Genomic DNA, 21,183 nt, shown 5'->3' with positions numbered 1-21,183 from the left:
TGGCTATCAGCGTGTTCGACCTGTTCAAGATCGGTATCGGCCCCTCCAGCTCGCACACCGTGGGCCCCATGCGCGCGGCGGCGCTGTTCGCCACGGCGCTGCGCGAGCGTGGCCTGCTGGCGCAGGTGCGCCGCGTCGAGGTGCGCCTGTACGGCTCGCTGTCGGCCACCGGCGTCGGCCACGGCACCGACCGCGCCACGGTCATGGGGCTGATGGGCGAATGGCCCGATAAGGTCGACCCGAAGCAGATCGCCCCGCGCATCGCGGCGCTGCAGGAGGCCCGCGAGCTGCTGCTGGACGGCAGCCAGCCGGTGCCGTTCGACTGGAACCGCGACCTGCTGCTGCTCGAGGAAAACCTGCCCTACCACCCCAACGCCATGACCCTGATCGTCGAAGGCGCGGCCGGTGAACTGCACCGCGACACCTACTACTCCATTGGCGGCGGCTTCGTCGTCGACGAGGCCCAGGCCAAGGCCGGCCAGCTGGATCAGGACGCCACCGTGCTGCCCTACGATTTTTCCAGCGCCGAAGAGCTGCTGGTGCTGTGCCAGCGCCACAACCTGCGCATCGCCGAGCTGATGCTGGCCAACGAGAAGGCCTGGCGCAGCGAGGCGGAGATCCGTGCCGGGCTGCTGAAACTGTGGGACGCCATGCAGGAATGCGTGAACAACGGCCTCGGCCACGAAGGCATCCTCCCTGGCGGGCTCAACGTGCGCCGCCGCGCGGCCAAACTGCACCGCAGCCTGCAGGAGCTGGGCAAGCCGAACGTGATCGGCAGCACCATGAGCGCCATGGAATGGGTCAACCTCTACGCCCTGGCGGTGAACGAGGAAAACGCCGCCGGCGGGCGCATGGTCACCGCGCCCACCAATGGCGCGGCGGGGATCATCCCGGCGGTGCTGCACTACTACATGCGCTTCAATCCCGAGGCCAACGAGGACGACGTGGTCAATTTCTTCCTCGGCGCGGCGGCGGTGGGCATTTTGTGCAAGAAGAACGCCTCGATCTCCGGCGCCGAGGTCGGTTGCCAGGGCGAGGTGGGCTCGGCCTGCGCGATGGCGGCGGCGGGGCTGGCGGAAGTGCTGGGGGCGACCCCGGCGCAGCTGGAGAACGCCGCGGAGATCGGCCTGGAGCACAACCTGGGGCTGACCTGCGACCCGGTGGGCGGGCTGGTGCAGGTGCCCTGCATCGAGCGCAACGCCATCGCCGCGGTGAAGGCGATCAACGCGGCGCAGATGGCGCTGCGCGGCGACGGCGAGCACTTCATCTCGCTGGACCAGGTGATCCGCACCATGCGCGACACCGGTGCCGACATGCACGACAAGTACAAGGAAACCTCGCGCGGCGGCCTGGCCGTGAGTGCTGTGGAGTGCTGATGCCATGACCGCCTACCAAGCCCTGGAAAAAGCCCCCACCCGCCTCGAATCCATCGGCTTCCTGCTGCTGGATGAATTCAGCCTGATCGCCCTGGCCGGTGCCCTGGAGCCCCTGCGCCTGGCCAACCAGCTCTCCGGCAGCCTGCTCTATCGCTGGAGGACCCTGAACCTGGATGGGGCGGCGGTTCGCGCCGGCAACGGCATGCAGGTCTCACCGGAGTCGCGACTGGACGATGAGCCGGGGCTGGATGCGCTGATCCTCTGTGGGGGCGACGGACCGGCCGGCGCCTGCGAACCCGCGCTGTTGGAGCGCCTCCGGTCCCTGGCGGCCGCCGGTGTGCGCCTGGGTGCCTTGGCCTCGGCCAGCTGGGTGCTGGCCGAGGCCGGACTGTTGCAGGGATACGAATGCAGCCCAGCGTGGAGCTGCCGGGTGGACCTGCGCAACCGCTTTCCCGGCATCGCCCTCAGCCCGCAGCCCTACGTGCTGGACCGCGACCGCTACACCGCCGCTGGCGGCAGTGCGGCCCTGGAGCTGATGCTGCAGCTGATCGGCCGCAGCCAGGGCCCGGCCCTGCTTGGCGCCATCAGCGAGACCCTGTCCTTCGGCCAACTGCGCAGCGAACCCACGCCGCCGCGCCTGACCCTGCGCGAGGCCCTGGCCAGCGCCCAGCCCAAGCTGCAGGAAGTGATCGCGTTGATGGAGGCCAACCTGGAGGAACCCATCGAGCTGGACGACCTGGCCAGCTTCATCGAGCTGTCGCGGCGGCAGCTGGAGCGGTTGTTCCAGAAGTACCTGTGCTGCTCGCCGTCGCGCTACTACCTCAAGCTGCGCCTGCTGCGCGCCCGCCAGCTGCTGCGCCAGACCGCCCTGCCGGTGGTGCAGGTGGCCATGGGCTGCGGCTTCCTCTCCGCGCAGAACTTCTCCAAGTGCTATCGCGAGCACTTCGGCATCCCGCCCAGCAACGAGCGGCTGGACAAGCCGCAGCTGTGCCGCGCCGCCATGCACTGACACCGAGCGACACCACCTTCGGGCCCGTCCCGTGCCTGGCAGCACGGTCCGGGCCTGTTTTTTTTGGTGGTCCGGGCACAGTGGTCGGCTCTTACCTTGTGGGGGCGAATTCATTCGCCAAGCAGGCCGCAGGTCTGCCCTTCGGCTTGGCCGGGGCAGCTGCGCTGCCCTTTGCGAATGAATTCGCCCCCACAGAAAAGCGGTTCGAGCCTGGCTGATGGTTCGAGCGAGTCCCATCTTCCCTCACCCCCGCTCGGAACTCCCCAACCCACCCCAGCGGATCCAACCAACTTCGGGTCGGATTCGTACAAAAACTCGCCGGTGCCTTCTGTTGCAATGCCTTCCAACGGCCCACCAGCCCGGTGCGCCGAGTCACTGGAAAACAACAAGGGTTCACGCCATGCAAATGCCCAAGACGCTCCGCATCCGTAACGGCGACAAGGTCAAATCCACCTTCTCCGCCCAGGAATACGCCAGCCGCCAGGCCAAACTGCGCGCCCATCTGGCGGCGGAGAACATCGACGCCGCGGTCTTCACCTCGTACCACAACATCAACTACTACTCGGACTTCCTCTACTGCTCCTTCGGCCGCCCTTACGCCCTGGTGGTGACCCAGGACGACGTCATCAGCATCAGCGCCAACATCGACGGCGGCCAGCCCTGGCGCCGCACCCAGGGCACCGACAACATCGTCTACACCGACTGGCAGCGCGACAACTACTTCGTCGCCATCCAGCAGGCCCTGCCCAAGGCCCGCCGCATCGGCATCGAGGCGGACCACCTGAACCTGCAGAACCGCGACAAGCTGGCCGCCCGCTACCCCGACGCCGAGCTGGTGGACGTGGCCGCCGCCTGCATGCGCATGCGCATGATCAAGTCCGCCGAAGAGCACGTGATGATCCGCCATGGCGCGCGCATCGCCGACATCGGCGGCGCGGCGGTAGTGGAAGCCCTGCGCGACCAGGTGCCGGAATACGAAGTGGCCCTGCACGCCACCCAGGCCATGGTCCGCGCCATCGCCGACACCTTCGAGGATGTCGAACTGATGGACACCTGGACCTGGTTCCAGTCCGGCATCAACACCGACGGCGCGCACAACCCGGTGACCACCCGCAAGGTGAACAAGGGCGACATCCTCAGCCTCAACTGCTTCCCGATGATCGCCGGCTACTACACCGCCCTGGAGCGCACCCTGTTCCTCGACCATTGCTCCGACGACCACCTGCGCCTCTGGCAGGTCAACGTCGAGGTGCACGAGGCCGGCCTCAAGCTGATCAAGCCCGGCGCGCGCTGCAGCGACATCGCCCGCGAACTGAACGAGATCTTCCTCAAGCACGACCTGCTGCAGTACCGCACCTTCGGCTACGGCCACTCCTTCGGCACCTTGAGCCACTACTATGGCCGCGAAGCCGGCCTGGAGCTGCGCGAGGACATCGACACCGTACTGGAGCCCGGCATGGTGGTGTCCATCGAACCGATGATCATGCTGCCCGAAGGCCTGCCAGGCGCCGGCGGCTACCGCGAGCACGACATCCTCATCGTCAACGAGCACGGCGCCGAGAACATCACCAAGTTCCCCTACGGCCCGGAGAAAAACATCATCCGCAAATGACCGACCCCACGCCCGCGCAGAGCCGACACTGCGCGGACCGTGGTTTGCACGAACAGGTCGCAGGGTGGGTTTTTCGTAGGGTGGGCTTCAGTCCACCAGCGGAGTCGTTGGTGCGCTGAAGCACACCCTACAGCCGTTACTCCCCTTCGACCGGACAACAAGAATCGACGCGCGGCATCCACGGGGCCGGTCCCCGCGCACGCGCCGACCTTTGACTACCCGCTGCCGAAATCACCCCATAACAACAGAGGTACAGGCGATGGTCAGGTTTATTTCAGGAACGCTTCCTCGGGAAGCGGCCGACACCGTGTCTTTCCACAACGGCCGGGGTGCTCCCGTCCATACTCCAGGCATCCAGGCGCAGCTCCCCGAAGGAGGTGCCCGATGAGCCTTTCCAACCAGACCCTGGCCTACGGCCAGGCCGGACGCCAGATGGCCAGCGAGCGCAGCACCCTCCGCCGTGCGGCGACCGCCAGCTTCATGGGCAACTTCGTCGAGTGGTTCGACTACGCCGCCTACGGTTACCTGGCCGCCGTGATCGCCGTGGTGTTCTTCCCCGCCACCGACAAGACCACCGGCCTGCTCGCGGCCTTCGCGGTATTCGCCATCTCCTTCATCGTCCGCCCCATCGGCGGCATCGTCTGGGGCCATATCGGCGACCGTTACGGCCGGCGCAATGCCCTGTCCCTGTCCATCCTCATCATGTCCGGCGCCACCTTCTGCATCGCCCTGCTGCCCACCTACGCCCAGGTGGGCATGTTGGCGCCGTTGCTGCTGCTCCTGATCCGTCTGGTGCAAGGGTTCTCCGCCTCCGGGGAATACGCCGGCGCGGCGGCCTTCCTCGCCGAGTACGCCCCGGACGACAAGCGCGGCTTCTACACCTGCCTGGTGCCGGCCAGCACGGCGGCGGGGCTGCTGTTCGGCTCGCTGTTCGCCGCCGGGCTGTACTCGCAACTGGACAGCGAACAGCTGCACGCCTGGGGCTGGCGCCTGCCGTTCCTGCTGGCGGCGCCACTGGGGCTAATCGGCCGCTATATCCGTCTGCGCCTGGAAGACACGCCCAAGTTCCGCGAGATGGAACAGGCCATGGAGAAGCAGGAAACCGAGCACAAGGTGCCGATCCGCGAGCTATTCGGCGCGCAGCGCAAGCGCGTGCTGGTGGCCATTGGTGTTACCTGCCTCAACGCGGTGGCCTTCTACTTGATCCTCAGCTACATGCCCACTTACCTCTCCGCCGAGATGGGCATGAACGAGACGGACTCCTTCCTGGCCTCCACCGTGTCCCTGGCCACCTACATCGGCTTCATCTTCCTGATGGGCAAGCTGTCGGATCGCTTCGGCCGCAAGACCATGCTGATCGCCGCATCCTTGCTGTTCATCGGCGTCACCGTGCCGCTGTTCGGCCTGATCGAGGGACAGACCTTCGCCTTCATCCTGCTGATCCAGATCGCCTTCGGCCTGATGCTGGCGATGAACGACGGCACCCTGCCGTGCTTCCTCGCCGAGGTCTTCCCGACGCGGGTGCGCTACAGCGGCTTCGCCTTCAGCTTCAACACCGCCAACGCCCTGTTCGGCGGCACCGCGCCCTTCGTCGCCACCTGGCTGATCAGCCAGACCGGCGACAAGCTGGCCCCGGCCTGGATGCTGGTGGCCGCGGCGGTCGTGGCGCTGGTGGCGATGCTGTGCATCCGCGAGACCGCCCACAAGGCCCTGGCGGACGACTGAGCCTGGCGGTCCCGGCAACTTGCCGGCGGCTGCGAGCAAGCCGCTGAGCACAGGGCTCGAACGGGACGGCTGATCCACAGGGCCTGAAAGTGGAACGCCGCCCCCCGAAAGGAGGGCGGCGTTCCGCTTTTTTGTGGGGGCGAATTCATTCGCTATGCAGGCCGCAGGCCTGCCTTTCGGGCTACGGAACTACCGCCTCGCCGCCACTGGCCTACACCGGCGAAACACTGGCTGTAAGCCTCATTCCGCTCCGATGCTGGCCATTTCCTGATTTTCCCTCACCCCTCCAGAGCCCGAGAGCGCACCGGTAGGTTATCCGTCTCTCGATGCTCCGGAGCTCAACATGAAGGACCATTCCCCACTCCTGCGCGGCCTTGCCGTGCTCGTTCTCGCCATTCCCGGCTCTGCCTTCGGTGGGCAATGCAGCCCCGATAACGGCACGCACTCGTTCAACTTTGCGTTCAACCAAACCTTTTATTCGCCAGAAGAGAACAGGCCACAGATGCTGATGCCCAACGCCCATACCTGGGACCTGGGCCAGTATTACAAAGGAAGCTGTAAATGCAGCAAACCGAATAGCACCATCCCCGAGATCTTCTACACCGCCAAGAGCGACCTTGCCAAAGGCTATACAGCAGCGGTCAATGGGGTGGATATGCAGTTCTACAAGGTCAATCGCAATATCCAGGTGGCGGGCGAGGTGTTGATCGACGGCAAGGTGACCAAATACGTCCCTATCCCCTTCTCATCGGTCAGCAATGAGGGGACCTCATCGGGCACAGGATTTTCCTGTTCTTCGAGCGGGGTGATGAACGTCACCTTCGATACCGGAAAGAAAGGCCGCCTGCACCTGATGATCGACAAGCCCTTCATCGGCGAATCGGTCATTCCCAAGACCAAGCTGCTGGAGCTTCGGGGTACCGTCGAAGGTACGAGCCCCAGCGGTGCCACGCCGCTGGCCGACGTCTGGATGAGCGGCACCGTCGCCGTCCCCCAAAGCTGCGAACTCGCTCCCGGGCAGGTCACCACCATCGACTTCGGCAACCTCAACCCCTGGGAGCTGGCCGAGCCGGGCGAAACGCCGCAACGCACGGTCTCCCGGACCTTCAATATCCAGTGCAAGAACATCTCCGAGATGGTCGCCATCAACCTGGTCCTGGAAGGCAACCCCCACGGCGTGCAGACCAATGCCCTGGCGGTGAACGACCGCAGCGACCTGGCCATCATCCTGAAGAACAGCGGCCGCATCGTCCCGCCCCTGCGCGAATTCGCCAACCCGAAACCAGAGAACCTCATCCCCCTCGACTTCAACCAGGTGGAGCAGAAGACCCAGTTCGAACTGGAGGCCTATCCCATCAAGGCGGAAAAATACGTGGACCCCGGCGAGTTCAAGAGCCAGGTGACGCTGAAGTTCGAATTCGAGTGAGCCCGACCCGAGCCCGTTGAGATGCCACGACGTTGGGGTAGCCATTATCCACGGATGCACGGCCAATTATTCCCTTGACGGAATAGTTCTCTAAAGGAATATTTAGCATGAAGTGGCGCATCGAGTTCTGTGATGATTTTGCCTCTGAATTCGAGGCCATGACGGAAGCAGTTCAGGATGAGCTGCTGGCACAGCTCAAGGTGTTGGAGCGCTTCGGCCCGGAGTTGGGTCGCCCTCATGTGGACACGCTCAATGGCTCGAAACATTTCAATATGAAAGAGCTGCGCTTCAAAGCTGATGATGGAGTTTGGCGCGTAGCCTTCGCGTTTGACCCGGACAGGAAGGCGATTCTGCTGATAGGTGGCGATAAGTCCGGCACTAGCGAAAAGCGGTTTTATAAGGTTTTGATCAAGAGCGCAGATGCTCGTTTTGACCGGCATCTGGCCTCTTTGAAGCAGGGGGAAGGCAATGGCTAAGTCACTCGACCAGGTTATGGAAGCTCTCCCGACTGCGCGCCGAAAAAAAATCGAGCAGCGCGGTCAGGAGCTTATTGAGGAACACATGACCCTCCAAGCACTGCGCAAGGAGCTGAACCTCACTCAAGAGGCAATGGCTGATCTTCTGGACATGAAGCAGGCCAATGTTTCCAAGGTGGAAAAGCGTTCTGACATGCTTATTTCTACGCTGCGCAATTACGTTGAGGCCATGGGCGGAACGCTGGAACTGGTGGCAAGGCTCCCCGGTCGTCCCCCCGTGAAACTGGAAGGTCTCCGCGACTTGAATGCGGATTGAGAGTACCTGCGCAATTGCTTGGATCAGGGGCCCAACCTACGGGCCATCGCGCATACGCAACCGTAGGGTGGATGACGCTCTTTTCATCCACCTTCAGCGCCAAGGGAAATACCGTCTGGTGGACAGAAGAGCGCTGTCCACCCTACAGGGAGCGCCGTCGCGTCGGGCTACGAGTTGCTGATCGGGGCGGCATTCACTTGTAGGGGCGAATTCATTCGCCAAGCAGGCCGCAGGTCTGCCTTGCGGGCTTGAGGGGGGCAGCTGCGCTGCCCTTGGCGAATGAATTCGCCCCTACAGGAAAAGAACGTCCCCACTGCTCAGACGTGCAACGGACTTTGCTTGCGCTCCCCGCGCGGGGAGTGGCCGAAGAAGCGGCTGTAGCACTTGGAGAAGTGCGCCGGGGAGGCGAAGCCGCAGGCCAGGGCGATGTCGCGGACCTGGGATTCGCTGCGCAGCAGCAGGTCGCGGGCGCGGTTCAGGCGCAGTTCCAGGTAGTACTGGCTGGGCGTGCGCTCCAGGTACTTGTGGAACAGCCGCTCCAGCTGGCGCACCGACACTTCGTTGAGCTGCGCCAGTTCTTCCAGTTCCAGGGGTTCTTCCAGGTTGGCTTCCATGATCGCGACGATCTGGCTCAGCTTCGGCTGGGCGTGGCCGAGCTTCTGCCGCAAGGGCACGCGCTGCTGTTCGCGGGCGCCGCGCATGCGGTCGCAGAGCAGCAGCTCGGCGGCGCGGGTGGCGATTTCCACGCCGCCCGGTTCGCGGGCGATCAGCTGCAGGGTCATGTCCATGGACGCCGTGCCGCCGGAGCAGGTGTAACGGTCGCGGTCCAGCTCGAACAGCTGGTTGGAGATGACGATGCCGGGGAACTTGTCCTTCACCTGCTCGATGTCTTCCCAGTGCACGGTGCAGCGATAACCCTTGAGCAGCTCGGCGCTGGCCAGCAGGTGGCTGCCGGTGCAGATGCCGCCCAGCGCCACGTCGTGTTGGGCGAGCTTGCGCACCCAGTGCAGCAGGCGTCGGTCATAGCGCGCCGGAATGGGGTTGGAGCCGACCACGAACAGGGCATCCAGCGCCGGCGCGTCGTCGAGGGAATGGTCGGGCACCACGCGCATGCCGTTGCTGGCCTGTACCGGCTCATGGTCGGCGGCGATCAGCAGGGTGCGGAAGAGGGTGCGCTTGGCGGCCAGGTTGGCCATGCGCAGGGTCTCGATGGCCGAGGCGAAGCCGATGGTGGTGAAGTTGGGGATCAGCAGGAAGCCGAAGGTCTTGACCCCGGCGGGCCGGGATTGGCCCTGGATTTCGTCTACGGGCGGCGCCGCAAGGTTCGCAACAGCCATTGGGTTCTTCCTCCACTGCATCGACTGTCGTTTTTGGGTATAGGCCGGTGAGGCAGAAGTCGAAGTGCAGCTCTGTCTTCTTATTGTTTTCAGCGCGGCCAGGGGCCGGCGCCGGGGTTCAGCTTACACCCATTCGGCATGCCGATCAGCGCCATCGGCGGCGGCCAATCCGCATTCCCTGGCCGTTTTGGGCGGTATCCGGCCACCGCTGGAGGGAGTGCTGTCGGCCATTGGGAAGAATTAGCCATCCGCCCAGGTCAGTTTGGGCATTTACACGTCGCAAACAGGCAAACGGGGTGTCGGGCTATTTCGCACAATCGGCCGCAACAGGCTGGAACCGACCGGACTCGACCGGCCGGCAAAGGGCCCCCAAAACAACAGAGACGACAGCGGGTTGTCGCAGGAGATCATCGATGTTCAGCAAGCAAGATCAGATCCAGGGTTACGACGACGAACTGTTCAGCGCTATTCAGGAAGAAGAGCGTCGCCAGGAAGACCACATCGAGCTGATCGCCTCGGAAAACTACACCAGCCAGCGCGTCATGGAAGCCCAGGGCAGCGGCCTGACCAACAAGTACGCCGAAGGCTATCCGGGCAAGCGCTACTACGGCGGCTGCGAGCATGTGGACAAGGTCGAGCAGCTGGCCATCGATCGCGCCAAGCAGCTGTTCGGTGCCGACTACGCCAACGTCCAGCCGCACTCCGGCTCCCAGGCCAACAGCGCCGTCTACCTGGCCCTGCTGAACGCTGGTGACACCATCCTCGGCATGAGCCTGGCCCACGGTGGCCACCTGACCCACGGCGCCAAGGTGTCGTCCTCCGGCAAGCTGTACAACGCCGTGCAGTACGGCCTGGACACTGCCACCGGCCTGATCGACTACGACGAAGTCGAGCGCCTGGCCGTCGAGCACAAGCCGAAGATGATCGTCGCCGGCTTCTCCGCCTACTCCAAGACCCTGGACTTCCCGCGCTTCCGCGCCATCGCCGACAAGGTCGGTGCGTTGCTGTTCGTCGACATGGCTCACGTTGCTGGCCTGGTAGCCGCCGGCCTGTACCCGAACCCGCTGCCCTACGCCGACGTGGTCACCACCACCACCCACAAGACCCTGCGCGGTCCCCGTGGCGGCCTGATCCTGGCCAAGGCCAACGAAGAGATCGAGAAGAAGCTGAACTCCGCCGTATTCCCCGGCGCCCAGGGCGGCCCGCTGATGCACGTGATCGCCGCCAAGGCGGTGTGCTTCAAGGAAGCGCTGGAGCCCGGCTTCAAGGACTACCAGGCCCAGGTGATCAAGAACGCCCAGGGCATGGCCAAGGTCTTCATCGACCGCGGCTACGACGTGGTCTCCGGCGGCACCGACAACCACCTGTTCCTGGTCAGCCTGATCAAGCAGGGCAAGACCGGCAAAGAGGCGGATGCCGCCCTCGGCCGCGCCGGCATCACCGTGAACAAGAACGCCGTACCGAACGACCCGCAGTCGCCCTTCGTGACCTCCGGTGTGCGCATCGGCACCCCGGCCATCACCAGCCGCGGCTTCAAGGAAGAGCAGAGCATCGAACTGGCCGGCTGGATCTGCGACATCCTCGACCACCTCGGCGATGCCGACGTCGAGGCGCAGGTGGCCAAGCAGGTCGCCGGCCTCTGCGCCGACTTCCCCGTCTACCGCTAATCCAGGAGTCTGAGCATGCAACGTTATTCCGGCTTCGGTCTGTTCAAGCACTCCCTGAGCCACCACGAAAACTGGCAACGCATGTGGCGCAACCCGACGCCGAAGCCGGTTTATGACGTGATCATCGTCGGTGGTGGCGGCCACGGCCTGGCCACCGCCTACTACCTGGCCAAGGAATTCGGCGTGAAGAACGTCGCGGTGGTGGAGAAGGGCTGGCTGGGCGGCGGCAACACCGCGCGCAACACCACCATCGTCCGCTCCAACTACCTCTGGGACGAGGCGGCGCAGCTGTACGAGCACGCGATGAAACTGTGGGAAGGCCTGTCCCAGGACCTGAACTACAACGTGATGTTCTCCCAGCGTGGCGTCTACAACCTCTGCCACACCCTGCAGGACATGCGTGACTCGGCCCGCCGGGTCAACGCCAACCGCCTGAACGGCGTGGACGGCGAACTGCTGGACGCCAAGCAGGTGGCCGAGGAGATTCCCTTCCTCGACTGCAGCAAGAACACTCGCTATCCGATCATGGGTTCCACCGTACAGCGCCGTGGCGGCGTGGCCCGTCACGATGCCGTGGCCTGGGGCTACGCCCGTGCCGCCGATGCCCTGGGTGTGGACCTGTTGCAGAACACCGAAGTGCTCGGCTTCCGCAAGCAGGACGGCGCGGTGATAGGCGTCGAAACCAACCGCGGCTTCATCGGCGCCAAGCGCGTCGGCGTGGTCACCGCCGGTAACTCCGGGCACATGGCCAAGCAGGCCGGCTTCCGCCTGCCGCTGGAATCCCACCCGCTGCAGGCTCTGGTGTCCGAGCCGATCAAGCCGATCATCCACAGCGTGATCATGTCCAACGCCGTGCATGGCTACATCAGCCAGTCCGACAAGGGCGACCTGGTCATCGGCGCCGGCATCGACGGCTACAACGGCTACGGCCAGCGCGGCTCCTACGGGACCATCGAACACACCCTGCAGGCCATCGTGGAGATGTTCCCGATCCTCTCCCGTGTGCGCATGAACCGTCAGTGGGGCGGCATCGTGGATACCACCCCGGACGCCTGCCCGATCATCTCCAAGACCCCGGTGAAGAACCTCTTCTTCAACTGCGGCTGGGGCACCGGCGGCTTCAAGGCCACCCCGGGTTCGGGCCACGTCTTCGCGGCGAGCCTGGCGCGTGGCGAGATGCACCCGCTGGCCAAGCCCTTCTCCATCGACCGTTTCCATACCGGCGCACTGATCGACGAGCACGGGGCTGCTGCGGTAGCGCACTGATCAAGCTCCCTCTCCTTGGGGAGAGGGCTGGGGTGAGGGGACCGGCCACCGCGCCAAGGCCGACATCCCTCACCCCCGGCCCCTCTCCCAGAGGGAGAGGGGAGATAAAGAGATTCACCGGAGACCACCACCATGCTGCACATTTTCTGCCCCTACTGCGGGGAGCTGCGCTCCGAAGAGGAATTCCACGCCAAGGGCCAGGCGCACATCCCGCGCCCGCTGGACCCCAACGCCTGCACCGACGAGGAGTGGGGCGACTACATCTTCTTCCGCGACAACCCGCGCGGCATCCACCACGAGCTGTGGGTGCACTCCGCCGGCTGCCGCAAGTACTTCAACGCCACGCGCCATACCGTGAGCTACGAGATCCTCGAAACCTACAAGATCGGTGAGAAGCCCACTGTCACCGAGGCCAACGTCGGCGAGAAGAAAGCCGCGACCGCAGGAGTAACGGCATGAGCCAGGTCAACCGTCTTCCCAAGGGCGGCCGCGTCGATCGCAGCCAGCCGCTGACCTTCACCTTCAATGGCGAGAACTACCAGGGCTTCGCCGGCGACAGCCTGGCCGCCGCCCTGCTGGCCAACGGCGTCGATATCGTCGGCCGCAGCTTCAAGTACTCCCGCCCGCGCGGCATCGTCGCTGCCGGTGCTGAAGAGCCCAACGCCGTGCTGCAACTCGGTTCCACCGAGAACGCCCAGGTGCCCAACGTGCGCGCCACCCAGCAGGCCCTGTATGCAGGCTTGGTGGCCAACAGCACCAACGGCTGGCCGAGCGTGAACAACGATGTCATGGGTATCCTCGGCAAGGTCGGCGGCAAGATGATGCCGCCCGGGTTCTACTACAAGACCTTCATGTACCCGCAGAACCTCTGGCTGACCTACGAGAAGTACATCCGCAAGGCTGCCGGCCTCGGTCGCTCGCCCCTGGAAGTCGACCCGGACATCTACGATCACCTGAACCAGCACTGCGACGTGCTGGTGGTCGGTGCCGGCCCGGCCGGCCTCGCCGCCGCCCTGGCCGCCGGCCGCAGCGGTGCCCGCGTGATCCTCGCCGATGAACAGGAAGAGTTCGGCGGCAGCCTGCTCGATACCCGCGAGACCCTGGATGGCAAGCCTGCCGCCGAGTGGGTGGCCAAGGCCATCGCCGAGCTGGAGAAAATGCCGGAAGTGACCCTGCTGCCGCGCGCCACGGTGAACGGCTATCACGACCACAACTTCCTCACCATCCACCAGCGCCTGACCGACCACCTCGGTGAGGTCGCCCCCCGTGGCCAGGCCCGTCACCGCGTGCACCGCGTCCGCGCCAAGCGCGTGGTGCTGGCGGCCGGCGCCCACGAGCGTCCGCTGGTGTACTCGAACAACGACGTGCCGGGCAACATGCTCGCCGGCGCCGTCTCCACCTACGTGCGCCGCTATGGCGTGGCCCCGGGCCGCCAGCTGGTGCTGTCCACCAACAACGACTACGCCTACCGCGTGGTGCTGGACTGGCTGGATGCCGGTCAGCAGGTGGTGGCCGTGGCCGATGCCCGCAGCAACCCGCGCGGCGCCTGGGTGGAAGAAGCCCGCGCCCGTGGTGTGCGCATCCTCACCGGCAGCGCCGTGGTCGAGGCCCGTGGCAGCAAGCGCGTCAGCGGTGCACGCATCTGTGCCATCGACCTGAAGAGCCACAAGGTCACCAGCCCGGGCGAAGTGGTCGATTGCGACCTGATCGTCAGCTCCGGCGGCTACAGCCCGGTGGTGCACCTGGCTTCCCACCTGGGCGGCAAGCCGATCTGGCGCGAGGACATCCTCGCCTTCGTGCCCGGCGAGGGCTTCCAGAAGCGCCATTGCGCCGGTGCCGTGAATGGCGTGTTCGGCCTCGGCGATGCCCTGGCCGACGGTTACGAGGCCGGCGCCAAGTCCGCCTCCGAAGCCGGCTTCAAGGCCGTCGAAGGCACCCTGCCGAAGGCCGAGAAGCGCAAGGAAGAAGCGACCGTGGCGCTGTTCCAGGTGCCCCACGACAAATCCACCTCCCGCGCACCCAAGCAGTTCGTCGACCTGCAGAACGACGTCACCTCTGCCGGTATCGAACTGGCCACCCGCGAGGGCTTCGAATCGGTCGAGCACGTCAAGCGCTATACCGCGCTGGGCTTCGGCACCGACCAGGGCAAGCTGGGCAACATCAACGGCCTGGCCATCGCCGCCCGTTCGATGGGCATCAGCGTCGCCGAAATGGGCACCACCATGTTCCGCCCGAACTACACCCCGGTGACCTTCGGCGCCGTGGCGGGCCGTCACTGCGGCAACCTGTTCGAGCCCAAGCGCTACACCGCCATGCACCGCTGGCACCTGGAGCAGGGCGCGGAGTTCGAGGACGTCGGCCAGTGGAAGCGCCCCTGGTACTTCCCCAAGCGCGGCGAAGACCTGCATGCCGCCGTGGCCCGCGAATGCAAGGCCGTGCGTGACAGCGTAGGCATCCTCGATGCCTCCACCCTGGGCAAGATCGATATCCAGGGTCCGGACGCCCGCGAGTTCCTCAACCGCGTCTACACCAACGCCTGGACCAAGCTGGATGTGGGCAAGGCCCGCTACGGCCTGATGTGCAAGGAAGACGGCATGGTCTTCGACGACGGCGTGACCGCCTGCATCGGCGAGAACCATTTCGTCATGACCACCACCACCGGCGGCGCCGCCCGCGTGATGGAGTGGCTGGAGATCTACCACCAGACCGAATGGCCGGAGCTGAAGGTGTATTTCACCTCGGTCACCGACCACTGGGCCACCATGACCCTGTCCGGCCCCAACAGCCGCAAGCTGCTGGCCGAGGTCACCGATATCGACCTGGACAAGGACGCGTTCCCCTTCATGAGCTGGAAGGAAGGCCAGGTGGGCGGCGTGCCGGCGCGGGTGTTCCGCATCTCCTTCACCGGTGAGCTGTCGTACGAAGTGAACGTGCAGGCCGACTACGCCCTGGGCGTGTGGGAGAAGATCGTCGAGGCCGGCAAGAAGTACAACCTGACCCCCTACGGCACCGAGACCATGCACGTACTGCGGGCCGAGAAGGGCTTCATCATCGTCGGTCAGGACACCGACGGCTCGGTGACCCCGGACGACCTGAACATGGGCTGGTGCGTCGGCCGCAGCAAGGCCTTCTCCTGGATCGGCTGGCGCGGCATGAACCGCGAGGACTGCCAACGCGAAGACCGCAAGCAGCTGGTGGGCCTCAAGCCCATCGACCCGAACCAGGTGCTGCCGGAAGGTGCCCAGCTGGTGTTCGATCCGAAACAGTCCATCCCGATGAAGATGGTCGGCCACGTCACCTCCAGCTACATGAGCGCGAGCCTGGGCTATTCCTTCGCCATGGCCGTGGTCAAGGGCGGCCTCAAGCGCATGGGCGAGCGCGTCTTCGCGCCGCTCGCCGATGGCAGCGTGATCGAAGCCGAAATCTGCAGCTCTGTGTTCTATGACCCGAAAGGGGACCGCCAGAATGTCTAACGTGAACGTCTACAAGCAGCGCCCCGACTCCGCCCACGCCGAATCGCCGCTGTTCCACGCCGGCCTCGACGAGCTGGCGCGCAAGGGCAAGAGCAGCGCAGGGGTCACCCTGCGCGAGAAGAAGCTCCTCGGCCACCTGGTGATCCGTGGCGACGCCAAGAACCCGGCTTTCGCCGGCGGCGTGCACAGCGCCCTCGGCCTGGAGCTGCCAGTGGCCCTGACCCTGGTGGCCAATGGCGACACTTCGCTGCAGTGGCTGGGTCCGGACGAGTGGCTGCTGATCGTGCCGAGCGGCCAGGAGTTCGAGATCGAGCAGCGCCTGCGCAAGGCGCTGGACGGGCAGTTCATCTCCGTGGTCAACGTCAGTGGCGGCCAGACCCTTGTCGAACTGACCGGGCCGAAGGTCCGCGAGGTGCTGATGAAGTCCACGTCCTATGACGTGCACCCGAGCAACTTCCCGGTCGGCAAGGCGGTGGGCACCAACTTCGCCAAGTCCCAGCTGGTGATCCGCCACACCGGCGAAGACACCTTCGAACTGCTGGTGCGCCGCAGCTTCGCCGATTACATCTGGCTCTGGCTGCAGGATGCCAGCGCGGAGTACGGGTTGGCGGTCAAAGCCTGATCGGATGCACGGAAAGCCCCCTCTCCCTCTGGGGCAAGCAGGCACGCTGTTGGAAGCACCGCTTCCTGTGCCTGCGAGCGACCAAACGCGAAGCGTTTGGGCCGGGACGCGGAGCGGGGTTGGGGTGAGGGAAGCCCCGCAGCACTCGGACCTGCCCTCACCCCTAGCCCCTCTCCCGGAGGGAGAGGGGAACTAAACATCGGAGTCCGCATATGAGCCGCACCCCCGATACCTGGATTCTCGCCGCCCAATGCCCGAGCGTGCTCGGCACCGTGGATGCGGTGACGCGCTTTCTCTTCGAGCAGCGCTGCTACGTCACCGAGCACCATTCGTTCGATGACCGGCTCTCTTCGCGCTTCTTCATCCGTGTCGAGTTCCGCCAGCCGGACGATTTCGACGAGCAGGCCTTTCGCGCCGGCCTCGACGAGCGCCTGGCGCCCTTCGACATGCAGGTCGAGCTGACCCCGCCCGGCTACCGCGCCAAGGTGGTGCTGATGGTGTCCAAGGCCGACCACTGCCTGAACGACCTGCTCTACCGCCAGCGTATCGGCCAGCTGGAAATGGACGTGGTGGCGGTGGTCTCCAACCACCCGGACCTGGAACCCCTGGCCCGCTGGCACGGGATTCCCTATCACCACTTCCCCCTCGATCCCAACGACAAGCCGGCGCAGGAGCGCAAGGTGCTCAAGGTGATCGAGGAGTCCGGCGCCGAACTGGTGGTGCTCGCCCGCTACATGCAGGTGCTCTCGCCCGAGTTGTGCAAGAAGCTCGACGGCTGGGCGATCAACATCCACCACTCCCTGCTGCCCGGCTTCAAGGGCGCCAAGCCCTACCACCAGGCCTACCAGAAGGGGGTCAAGCTGGTGGGCGCCACGGCTCACTACATCAACAACGACCTGGACGAGGGCCCGATCATCGCCCAGGGCGTGGAGTCGGTGGACCACGCCCACTACCCCGAAGACCTGATCGCCAAGGGCCGCGACATCGAGTGCCTGACCCTGGCCAAGGCCGTCGGCTACCACATCGAACGGCGCGTGTTCCTCAACGCCAACCGTACCGTCGTGCTCAACGCATAAGGCTTTTTCCCCCTCTCCCTTCAGGGAGAGGGCCGGGGAGAGGGTGCCCCTTCTTCCGGTAGCAGTTCGTAGGGTGCGCCGTGCGCACCTTGGGAACCCATTGGTGCGCACGGCGCACCCTACTTTCACGGAACCCGTCCTGCCAGGTAATACCGGCGGTTTCCGATAACAGATGCAAGCTCCAGTACAAGGCCGCGCGGCCGTGGGTCGCGCCTTTGTGTTCACAACAACAACGGAGAATTACGCATGTCTGGTAATCGTGGTGTCGTTTATCTCGGATCGGGCAAGGTCGAAGTGCAGAAGATCGACTACCCGAAGATGCAGGACCCCCGCGGCAAGAAGATCGAACACGGGGTCATCCTGAAAGTCGTCTCCACCAACATCTGCGGTTCGGACCAGCACATGGTGCGCGGCCGTACCACCGCCCAGGTCGGCCTGGTGCTCGGTCACGAGATCACCGGCGAGGTGATCGAGAAGGGCAGTGACGTGGAGAACCTGAAGATCGGCGACCTGGTTTCCGTACCCTTCAACGTGGCCTGCGGCCGTTGCCGCTCCTGCAAGGAGCAGCACACCGGCGTGTGCCTGACCGTCAACCCGGCCCGTGCCGGCGGCGCCTACGGCTACGTCGACATGGGCGACTGGACCGGTGGCCAGGCCGAGTACGTGCTGGTGCCCTATGCCGACTTCAACCTGCTCAAGCTGCCGGACCGCGACAAGGCCATGGAGAAGATCCGTGACCTGACCTGCCTCTCCGACATCCTGCCCACCGGCTACCACGGCGCGGTCACCGCTGGCGTCGGCCCGGGCAGCACCGTCTATGTTGCTGGCGCCGGCCCCGTAGGCCTCGCTGCAGCGGCTTCTGCCCGCCTGCTGGGCGCCGCGGTGGTGATCGTCGGTGACGTCAACCCGGTGCGCCTGGCCCATGCCAAGGCGGTGGGCTTCGAGATCGCCGACCTGTCCAAGGACACCCCGCTGCACGAGCAGATTGCCGACCTGCTGGGTGAACCGGAAGTGGATTGCGCCGTCGACGCCGTAGGCTTCGAGGCGCGTGGCCATGGCCATTCCGGTGCCCAGCACGAGGCCCCGGCCACCGTGCTCAACTCGCTGATGCAGGTCACCCGCGTGGCCGGCAAGATCGGTATCCCCGGCCTCTACGTCACCGAAGACCCGGGCGCGGTGGATGCCGCCGCCAAGATTGGCAGCCTGAGCATCCGCTTCGGCCTCGGCTGGGCGAAATCCCACAGCTTCCACACCGGCCAGACCCCGGTGATGAAGTACAACCGCGCGCTGATGCAGGCGATCATGTGGGACCGTATCAACATCGCCGAAGTGGTGGGCGTGCAGGTCATCAGCCTGGACGACGCGCCGCGCGGTTACGGTGAGTTCGATGCCGGCGTGCCGAAGAAATTCGTCATCGACCCGCACAAGACCTTCAGCGCCGCCTGACCCAACCCCGACGCCGTGGGTGTGCCAGCCGCGGCGTCTGTCCCTCAAGGGGCCCTTCGGGGCCCCTTTTTTTATTCGAGGGTAGAAATGGAATCCTTGTAGGGGCGAATTCATTCGCCAAGGACAGCGCAGCAGTCCCATCACTTCCCCAAAGGGCAGACCTTCGGCCTGCTTGGCGAATGAATTCGCCCCTACAGGTGATTTCGCTCCCGGCGGTCATTCCTCCTCCAGCTCCACGAACCGCTCGAGGCTCACCACCTCCAGTTTGATCTTGCCGACGAAGGCGGAGAACGCCAGGGCTGCGGCCAGGCGGCGCAGGTCGGAGGCCCAGGGCGGGATATAGCGGGGTTGCTCCAGCCAGCCGGACTCGAACAGCGGCGCCAGGCGCACCACATCGCCCGCGCTCATGCGCCCGGCGAAAAGCTGGCGCAGCAGTTCCGGCCGGTTGTCGCGCACCGCCACCCGCAACAGGGTGTGCACGCCGAGCATGCCGATCACGTAGCAGGCGTCCTTGGTGAAGGCGCCGCCGCCGCGCACGTCGGTGCCGCGGAACACCCGCTGGGTCGAGCGGAAGGATTCCTCCTCCGACTGTCCGGCCTCCAGGAACCCCTTGAACACCTCGATGAAGTCGGCGCCATCCAGTGCCTGCTGCACGGCCACCACCCGCAGGGCTACGCGGCGCAGGCGCTGGATATCGATGCTGCCGGTGAGCAGCTCGGCGAGCATGGCGATGCCTTCCTGGGTCAGGGTGGTGCGCGGCGCGCCCAGGGCCAGGCTGGTCAGGCGCGGCTGGGCGCGGCCGTTGAGGGCGGTGCCGACGTGGACGAAGGCTTCGTGCTGCAGCAGCTGGGCCTTGTCCAGCTCGGAGAAGCGCGCCGAGGCCCGCAGGCGGATGCGCGTGGCGCCGGCGATGGCCTTGGAGGCGAGGTCCGGGTCCAGCACCACGCTCACCTGGCCGGGGCCGAAGAAGGCGTCCACTTCGGTACGCATCCAGGCGGCGAAGTCCTCGGCGGGGATGTCCGCTTCGGTGGCGGGGATCTGCCGGCTGTCGAGCAGGGCGTCGGTGGTCTCGAGGAAGAAGCGCGCCGCGTCCAGGGGCGTCATCTTCTGCCGTTCGTAGTAGTGGTCCGGGCGCTGGTAGAGGCGTGCGGAATAGTCGGTGAAGGCCGGCGTGCCGATGGCGCCGAGCATGCGCCCGGCACAGGCATAGCTGCGCGCAGTGGCGGCGAGGAAGGCACCGGCGGGGTGGCCGCTGTCGCACTGGTTGGCCAGGGTTTCCAGGGCTTCGATCTCTGTATCGTGGTCACGGGGTTTCAGCGACACATCCGGCAGTTTCGGATGACCGGCGTGCCAGTCGGCGAGGAAGCGTTCCTCGATGCCGTCGGGCCAGGCAATGGCATCGAGCACACGGATCTTGCGCGCCAGGTGGGGGAGGGCGGCGTCGAGTTCGGCAAGGTGGTTTTCGGTCATGGTGCGGGACCAGGAGGGTGGTCTTTTCAGGCTAGTTGATGGCACGCGCCTGCAGGTCCGGTATGTCATATCGTGACCAGCCGACAGGATGTCGGGAACACGGCCACCCTCCGCGTAGTCATATTGCCGAGCCTCCGCTCACCTGCCGGTACGCAGTGTCCCGGCACGGATCTTTCCTCGAGGTCGACCTATGCACACTCCCCGAAGCCTGACCCTGGCCGTCCTGCTCAGCCTGGCCGCCAGCCCGGTGTTCGCCGTCACCCTGGGCGATGTCGTCGCCGCCGCTGCCGCGAGCGGTGCGGGCAGCCAGGAGGAAAAGGCGCCGGGTATCGCGCCGGCGGAGTCGGCTGCGATGCTTGAGCAGTTGGGCGGCCAGTTGCAGATCACCCCGGAGCAGGCCCTGGGCGGCGCCGCGGCGCTCTTCGGCCTGGCGCGCAACAACCTGCCGGCTGACCAGTTCGCCCAACTGGACCAGGCGGTGCCGGGCGTCGGCATGCTTACCGACCCCAATACCCAGAGCCTCTTGAGCAGCATCGGCGGCCTGCTCGGCCAGCAGCCGGGCAATGGTCTGGGCGGTGGTCTGGGCAGTGGCCTGGGCAATCAGGCCGGCATATTGGCGGGGCAGCAGATGAACAGCATGGCGGATGTCAGCCAGGCTTTCGGCACCATGGGCATGGATAGCGGCCTGATCGGCCGGTTCGCCCCGCTGATCCTGTCCTTCCTCGGCCAGCAGGGCCTGGCCAATTCGCTGCTGCAAAGCCTGAGCAGCCTTTGGCAGTGGACCGTGCCGCCGGTGACCCCGGGGTTGCAGCAGTCGCCGATACAGCAGTCGCCCGTGCAGAAGGTTCCGCTGCAACAGGCACCGGTGAGCGGCCTTTCGACCTGA

At 65.5% G+C, this 21,183-nt stretch carries 17 protein-coding genes; 15 read left to right on the top strand and 2 right to left on the bottom strand.

Annotation, left to right across the window (positions count from 1 at the left end):
* The 7 genes from E8F11_RS13365 to E8F11_RS13335 all read left to right on the top strand — a co-directional run.
* Positions 1-1,376, top strand: a 1,376-nt coding sequence (locus tag E8F11_RS13365; RefSeq protein ID WP_280289296.1) for an L-serine ammonia-lyase, incomplete at its 5' end; no start/stop codon positions are given.
* Positions 1,377-1,380: 4 nt separating this feature from the next.
* Positions 1,381-2,385, top strand: a complete 1,005-nt coding sequence (locus E8F11_RS13360; RefSeq protein WP_280289295.1) for a GlxA family transcriptional regulator — start codon at positions 1,381-1,383, stop codon at positions 2,383-2,385.
* A 400-nt stretch (positions 2,386-2,785) separates the two neighbouring features.
* Positions 2,786-3,997, top strand: a complete 1,212-nt coding sequence (locus E8F11_RS13355) for a M24 family metallopeptidase (protein WP_280289294.1) — start codon at positions 2,786-2,788, stop codon at positions 3,995-3,997.
* 384 nt (positions 3,998-4,381) lie between these two features.
* Positions 4,382-5,722: an MFS transporter gene (locus tag E8F11_RS13350; RefSeq protein ID WP_280289293.1), complete on the top strand. Its 1,341-nt coding sequence runs from the start codon at positions 4,382-4,384 to the stop codon at positions 5,720-5,722.
* A gap of 343 nt (positions 5,723-6,065) precedes the next feature.
* Positions 6,066-7,148 carry a fimbrial protein gene (locus E8F11_RS13345; RefSeq protein ID WP_280289292.1) on the top strand — a complete coding sequence of 361 codons (1,083 nt, stop codon included), beginning with the start codon at positions 6,066-6,068 and terminating at the stop codon, positions 7,146-7,148.
* A gap of 107 nt (positions 7,149-7,255) precedes the next feature.
* The gene (locus E8F11_RS13340; RefSeq protein WP_280289291.1) at positions 7,256-7,624 is read left to right on the top strand and encodes a type II toxin-antitoxin system RelE/ParE family toxin; all 369 of its coding nucleotides are present in this window, start codon (positions 7,256-7,258) and stop codon (positions 7,622-7,624) included.
* Positions 7,617-7,940: an XRE family transcriptional regulator gene (locus tag E8F11_RS13335; protein ID WP_280289290.1), complete on the top strand. Its 324-nt coding sequence runs from the start codon at positions 7,617-7,619 to the stop codon at positions 7,938-7,940. Before E8F11_RS13340 ends, E8F11_RS13335 begins: the two co-directional genes overlap by 8 nt.
* Positions 7,941-8,257: 317 nt before the next feature.
* Here the strand turns inward: E8F11_RS13335 and E8F11_RS13330 are convergent, their stop codons facing one another.
* Complete coding sequence (locus E8F11_RS13330) at positions 8,258-9,277, bottom strand: GlxA family transcriptional regulator (protein WP_280289289.1); 1,020 nt, start codon at positions 9,275-9,277, stop codon at positions 8,258-8,260.
* 413 nt (positions 9,278-9,690) lie between these two features.
* Between E8F11_RS13330 and glyA the strand changes: the two genes are divergently transcribed.
* The 7 genes from glyA (at position 9,691) to fdhA (ending at position 18,827) form a co-directional block, all read left to right on the top strand.
* Positions 9,691-10,944, top strand: a complete 1,254-nt coding sequence (gene glyA, locus E8F11_RS13325) for a serine hydroxymethyltransferase (RefSeq protein ID WP_280289288.1) — start codon at positions 9,691-9,693, stop codon at positions 10,942-10,944.
* Between the two features lie 15 nt (positions 10,945-10,959).
* Complete coding sequence (locus tag E8F11_RS13320) at positions 10,960-12,210, top strand: sarcosine oxidase subunit beta (RefSeq protein ID WP_280289287.1); 1,251 nt, start codon at positions 10,960-10,962, stop codon at positions 12,208-12,210.
* Positions 12,211-12,342: 132 nt separating this feature from the next.
* On the top strand, positions 12,343-12,669 hold the full coding sequence (locus E8F11_RS13315) for a sarcosine oxidase subunit delta (protein WP_044871165.1): 327 nt from the start codon (positions 12,343-12,345) through the stop codon (positions 12,667-12,669).
* The gene (locus E8F11_RS13310) at positions 12,666-15,683 is read left to right on the top strand and encodes a sarcosine oxidase subunit alpha (RefSeq protein ID WP_280289286.1); all 3,018 of its coding nucleotides are present in this window, start codon (positions 12,666-12,668) and stop codon (positions 15,681-15,683) included. Before E8F11_RS13315 ends, E8F11_RS13310 begins: the two co-directional genes overlap by 4 nt.
* Entirely contained in the window at positions 15,676-16,305 is a 630-nt protein-coding gene (soxG, locus tag E8F11_RS13305; RefSeq protein ID WP_280289285.1) for a sarcosine oxidase subunit gamma family protein, read from the top strand. Before E8F11_RS13310 ends, soxG begins: the two co-directional genes overlap by 8 nt.
* A 212-nt stretch (positions 16,306-16,517) precedes the next feature.
* Entirely contained in the window at positions 16,518-17,381 is an 864-nt protein-coding gene (gene purU, locus E8F11_RS13300; RefSeq protein WP_280289284.1) for a formyltetrahydrofolate deformylase, read from the top strand.
* A 246-nt stretch (positions 17,382-17,627) separates the two neighbouring features.
* Positions 17,628-18,827 carry a formaldehyde dehydrogenase, glutathione-independent gene (gene fdhA / locus E8F11_RS13295; protein WP_280289283.1) on the top strand — a complete coding sequence of 400 codons (1,200 nt, stop codon included), beginning with the start codon at positions 17,628-17,630 and terminating at the stop codon, positions 18,825-18,827.
* A gap of 216 nt (positions 18,828-19,043) precedes the next feature.
* On the opposite strand, the gene E8F11_RS13290 is transcribed toward fdhA, so the two are convergent.
* The gene (locus E8F11_RS13290) at positions 19,044-20,297 is read right to left on the bottom strand and encodes a flavohemoglobin expression-modulating QEGLA motif protein (RefSeq protein ID WP_280289282.1); all 1,254 of its coding nucleotides are present in this window, start codon (positions 20,295-20,297) and stop codon (positions 19,044-19,046) included.
* A 190-nt stretch (positions 20,298-20,487) separates the two neighbouring features.
* On the opposite strand from E8F11_RS13290, the gene E8F11_RS13285 reads away from it, so the two are divergent.
* Positions 20,488-21,183 (top strand): DUF2780 domain-containing protein, encoded by a 696-nt coding sequence (locus E8F11_RS13285; RefSeq protein ID WP_280289281.1) that lies wholly within the window; start codon positions 20,488-20,490, stop codon positions 21,181-21,183.

Source organism: Pseudomonas sp. BN417, from assembly GCF_029871205.1.
Taxonomy (GTDB): domain Bacteria; phylum Pseudomonadota; class Gammaproteobacteria; order Pseudomonadales; family Pseudomonadaceae; genus Metapseudomonas.
This window is presented reverse-complemented; position numbering and strand designations above follow the sequence as displayed.

Coding starts and splice junctions, on each gene's coding strand:
- E8F11_RS13360 (WP_280289295.1), top strand. CDS start 1,381: ATGACCGCCTACCAAGCCCTGGAAAAAGCCCCCACCCGCCTCGAATCC.
- E8F11_RS13355 (WP_280289294.1), top strand. CDS start 2,786: ATGCAAATGCCCAAGACGCTCCGCATCCGTAACGGCGACAAGGTCAAA.
- E8F11_RS13350 (WP_280289293.1), top strand. CDS start 4,382: ATGAGCCTTTCCAACCAGACCCTGGCCTACGGCCAGGCCGGACGCCAG.
- E8F11_RS13345 (WP_280289292.1), top strand. CDS start 6,066: ATGAAGGACCATTCCCCACTCCTGCGCGGCCTTGCCGTGCTCGTTCTC.
- E8F11_RS13340 (WP_280289291.1), top strand. CDS start 7,256: ATGAAGTGGCGCATCGAGTTCTGTGATGATTTTGCCTCTGAATTCGAG.
- E8F11_RS13335 (WP_280289290.1), top strand. CDS start 7,617: ATGGCTAAGTCACTCGACCAGGTTATGGAAGCTCTCCCGACTGCGCGC.
- E8F11_RS13330 (WP_280289289.1), bottom strand. CDS start 9,277: ATGGCTGTTGCGAACCTTGCGGCGCCGCCCGTAGACGAAATCCAGGGC.
- glyA (WP_280289288.1), top strand. CDS start 9,691: ATGTTCAGCAAGCAAGATCAGATCCAGGGTTACGACGACGAACTGTTC.
- E8F11_RS13320 (WP_280289287.1), top strand. CDS start 10,960: ATGCAACGTTATTCCGGCTTCGGTCTGTTCAAGCACTCCCTGAGCCAC.
- E8F11_RS13315 (WP_044871165.1), top strand. CDS start 12,343: ATGCTGCACATTTTCTGCCCCTACTGCGGGGAGCTGCGCTCCGAAGAG.
- E8F11_RS13310 (WP_280289286.1), top strand. CDS start 12,666: ATGAGCCAGGTCAACCGTCTTCCCAAGGGCGGCCGCGTCGATCGCAGC.
- soxG (WP_280289285.1), top strand. CDS start 15,676: ATGTCTAACGTGAACGTCTACAAGCAGCGCCCCGACTCCGCCCACGCC.
- purU (WP_280289284.1), top strand. CDS start 16,518: ATGAGCCGCACCCCCGATACCTGGATTCTCGCCGCCCAATGCCCGAGC.
- fdhA (WP_280289283.1), top strand. CDS start 17,628: ATGTCTGGTAATCGTGGTGTCGTTTATCTCGGATCGGGCAAGGTCGAA.
- E8F11_RS13290 (WP_280289282.1), bottom strand. CDS start 20,297: ATGACCGAAAACCACCTTGCCGAACTCGACGCCGCCCTCCCCCACCTG.
- E8F11_RS13285 (WP_280289281.1), top strand. CDS start 20,488: ATGCACACTCCCCGAAGCCTGACCCTGGCCGTCCTGCTCAGCCTGGCC.